Source organism: Streptomyces flavofungini (assembly GCF_041028215.1).
Lineage (GTDB): Bacteria > Actinomycetota > Actinomycetes > Streptomycetales > Streptomycetaceae > Streptomyces > Streptomyces flavofungini_B.
On record NZ_JASKYR010000907.1, the window covers coordinates 1 to 3,549 of the forward strand.

Here is a 3,549-nt window from a genome sequence, read left to right on the forward strand (position 1 = left end):
GGGGTGCGCGGGGGCGGGGCCGCGGGCCCGCGACGGTCCGCTCCTACCATCGAGTAGGGTGTCGCTCCCGTCACTTCAGGAGGCACCGTGTCGCTCATCGGCCGTACGTCCAAGGGGAGCCCGGCATGACGGCGCGCGTGGCGGTGGGGGACACCGTCGAGGACTTCACGCTGCCCGATGAGACGGGTACGCCGCGCAGTCTGGGCGAGCTTCTCCAGGACGGCCCCGTCGTGCTCTTCTTCTATCCGGCGGCCCTGACCCCCGGGTGCACGGCCGAGGCCTGTCACTTCCGTGATCTGGCGGCCGAGTTCGGTGCCGTGGGCGCGCGGCCGGTGGGCATCAGCTCCGATGCCGTGGAGCGCCAGATGGAGTTCACCGAGCGGCACGGCCTGGGCTTCCCGCTGCTCTCGGACCCCGACGGTCAGGTGCGCGACCGGTTCGGTGTGACGCGCGGCTTCTCCCTGGCGCCGACCAAGCGCGTCACGTTCGTCATCGCCGAGGACCGCACGGTGGCCGAAGTGGTCCGCAGCGAACTGCGCATGAGCGCCCACGCCGACCGCGCCCTCGAAGCCGTGCGCAAGCTCAGGGGGAGCACGGCCTGACGCGACGGGGAGGCGCGGCTCAGCGGGGCACGTCCGCCAGGCGCAGCTCGCGCGCGAGCCGTTCGAGGGAGCGGTCGCGCTGGCCCTCGTACAGCTCGAAGGGGTCGAGCACCTCCCGGTCCATGGCCCCGGCGAGCCAGGCCGCGCCGTACTCCGCGCCTTTCCGGCCCGTGTCGCGTGCGCCGTCGGTGCCGAGGTTGGAGCGGAAGATCCCGGCGGCCGAGCGGGGCAGGAAGTCCTCGTAGACGATCGGCTCCGGCCTGATCCAGTGGTCCCGGAGCAGGGCGCGGACCGTCGTGGGMCSSCGGGCCGACACGGGGTGCCGGCCCGGGGTCACGTGGTACGTGAAGAAGCCGAGCCCCCGCTCGGCGAGCTCCTCCTCGGTGGGCGGCAGGTGCGCGGACCACACGGCGCGGGCGATCTCGTCCCGCTCGGCCCCCGGCCGCCGCGCGGCCCGCTCGTCGACGAGGCCGAGCATGCGGTCGTACAGGGCGCGGCCCCGGCGGGTCAGCGCGATGCCGCGGGCCTCGGCCTCACCGAAGCGCACCCGCAGCGCGCCGCGCGTCACCGTGCCGTCCGGGGCGCGCAGGGCGCGGGGTTCGGCGAGCGCCCGGAACGACGTCTGGCGCAGCAGGACATCGGGACCCGCCCAGCGGGGCGGGCCCTGGATGGTGTCGGTCATCTCGACGCCGCGTCCGGCCATCCGGCCGTACAGCTCGTCGATGTCCAGGACGCGCGGCGTGAGGTGGTTGAGGTGCGTGCTGCGGACGCCGCCGATGTCCGCGGCGACGGCGGAGACCCGCTCCAGGGTGGCGTACCACTCCTGGTCGACGGGTTCCGCTGACAGCTCGAAGGCGTGCACGGCCAGGTGCAGGAAGCGCCCCGCGTCGGCCTCCGGCAGCTCCCCCTCGACCTCGGCCTGGCCCGCGAGGGCGAGCAGTTCCGGTGGGAACAGCTCGCGTCCACCGAGGAACCGGCGCAGGCGCGCGCCCAGCTCCGCGTCGAAGAAGCGGGGGTCGGAGACGGTGAGCATCGAGGTGAAGACCCGGAAGGGGTTGCGGCGCAACTCGTTCTCGGCGACGGGACGGAACGCGGTCGACACGATCGGCAGCGCGGTCCCCGCGGTGTCGCGCAGGTCGTAGTAGCCGACCGGGCGCATGCCGAGCGCTCCGAAGACGCGCGCGACCTGGCGCAGCTCGCCCGGGGTGCCGACGCGGATGGCGCCGTGCCGCTCGGCGCTGACCCGGTGGACCGAACCGAGCCGCTCCGCGACGGCGGGGCCCCGCTCGCGCAGGACGGCCTCGTTGACCTCGCGCGCGACGTCCAGCAGCGTGGTGTACGCGGGGACCTCACGCCCGTACATGCGGGAGAGGGCCGCGGCGAAGGCGGCGCGGAGCTGCCATTGCGGGATCATCGATGGCTCCCCCTTCCGGTGGGCGCCCGCCAGGTCCAGGGTGCGCCAGGGGGTGCGCCCGCGTCCATGTCCGTACGGGGGCCTCAGAACGGGGGAGTCGCCGGGGCCGGGCCGAGGGTCGTGGTGCCGGGGGCCGCGCGGTGGCCGAGGCCCGTGCGGTAGGCGTCCATCGCGGCCTCCACCCGGCCGGTGCGACGCAGCAGGTCGCCCAGGAGGCGGCAGAGGTCGGCCAGGTCGCCCGCCGCGCTGGAGCGTTCGAGCAGGGACAGGGCGGCGCAGTAGYGCTCCTCGGCGGCCTCGGTGTCGCCCCGGTCCTCGGCGATGAGCCCGAGCAGCCGGTGCGCGCCGCCCGCGYGGACGGCGCCCCGTCCGGCGCCGAGCGCCCCGGCGGCCTCGCTCGTCCCCGTGGCACGGGCGGTCAGCAGCGGCCGCAGCAGCGCCTCCGCCTCCTCGGGCCTGCCGCGCCGCCGCAGCACGTCCGCGAGCTCCACCTCGACCTGCTCGGTGAAGAGCGCGGCCCGCTTGGCGGCCAGGATGCCGTGGGCGGTGCGCAGCTCGCTCTCCGCCTGCTCCAGGTCGCCGTCCTGGGCGTGGACGTAGCCCCGCATCCAGTGGCAGTGCGCCAGTTCGGTACGGATCTGGAGCTGGCGGTACAGCTCCTGGGCCTTGGCGAGGGAGGCGTCGGCCTCGGCGATGCGGCCCTCGGCGATCAGCGTGCGGGCCACCCCGCGGTGCAGGCCCGCGATCAGCGCGGGGTCGCTCACGCGGGGGGCCAGGGCCAGCGCGAGTTCGGCGGCGTGGGCCGCGCGCACGTGGGCGCCCATGTCCATGTAGGGAGCGATGGCGGCGGTGTAGAGCAGGAGCAGGGACTCCGGGTCGTGCAGGCCGGAGGCGTCGAGTTCGTCGAGGGTGCTCTCCAGGAGGTAGCAGGCGTAGCGCAGTTCGCCGGTGAGCAGGTGGGCGGTGGCGCGGCCCCGGATGGCGGGCACCCGGCGCGGCAGCGGCTCCCCGGCGAGCAGCCGCTCGACGGCGGCGAAGCAGTCGCGGGCCTCGACGAGCGCACCGGATTCCAGGAGGCAGTCGCCGAGGCCGAGCAGCGCCGCCGCCTGCTCCTGCGCGAGCGCGTACCGCACGGACTCCTCGTGCAGCGCCCGGAAGAGCGCGGCGGCGTCCTCGGGCGCGCCCGAGGCCAGGGCGCGCCGGGCATCGGTCAGCCGCAGCCGCAGCCCGGCGGCGAGTGCGGCGGGACGTCCGGTGGCGAGTTCCTCGTAGCCGACGCCGAGGCGCCCGGCGAGATGACGGAGCGCGGCCTCGGAGGGCCGCACCTTGCCCGCCTCCAGGGTGGAGACATAGGCGGCGGTGTACGCGGGCTCCGCCAACTCCCGCTGCGTAAGGCCGCGTTCGGCCCGCAACCGCGAAACCCGCCGCCCGATCTCACCGGGCCCCTGGGCCTCCACACCACCGACCTGCGGCCCGCCACCCCTCGACCGGGTCCTGTCTCCGCGCCGCGCCCCGTCCGGGCTGCCGCTCCGT

3 protein-coding genes are annotated in these 3,549 nt (G+C 75.7%); 1 reads left to right on the plus strand and 2 read right to left on the minus strand.

Features of this window, described 5'->3' with window-relative positions; genetic code table 11:
* Positions 1-125: 125 nt before the first annotated feature.
* On the plus strand, positions 126-602 hold the full coding sequence (locus AB8Z36_RS36350) for a peroxiredoxin (protein ID WP_369217659.1): 477 nt from the start codon (positions 126-128) through the stop codon (positions 600-602).
* A 19-nt stretch (positions 603-621) separates the two neighbouring features.
* Here AB8Z36_RS36350 and hglS read toward each other — a convergent pair whose 3' ends face one another.
* Both hglS and AB8Z36_RS36360 read right to left on the minus strand, forming a co-directional pair.
* Complete coding sequence (gene hglS, locus AB8Z36_RS36355) at positions 622-2,016, minus strand: 2-oxoadipate dioxygenase/decarboxylase (protein ID WP_369217660.1); 1,395 nt, start codon at positions 2,014-2,016, stop codon at positions 622-624.
* A gap of 83 nt (positions 2,017-2,099) precedes the next feature.
* The gene (locus AB8Z36_RS36360) at positions 2,100-3,473 is read right to left on the minus strand and encodes a helix-turn-helix domain-containing protein (RefSeq protein ID WP_369217661.1); all 1,374 of its coding nucleotides are present in this window, start codon (positions 3,471-3,473) and stop codon (positions 2,100-2,102) included.
* Positions 3,474-3,549 lie beyond the last annotated feature (76 nt).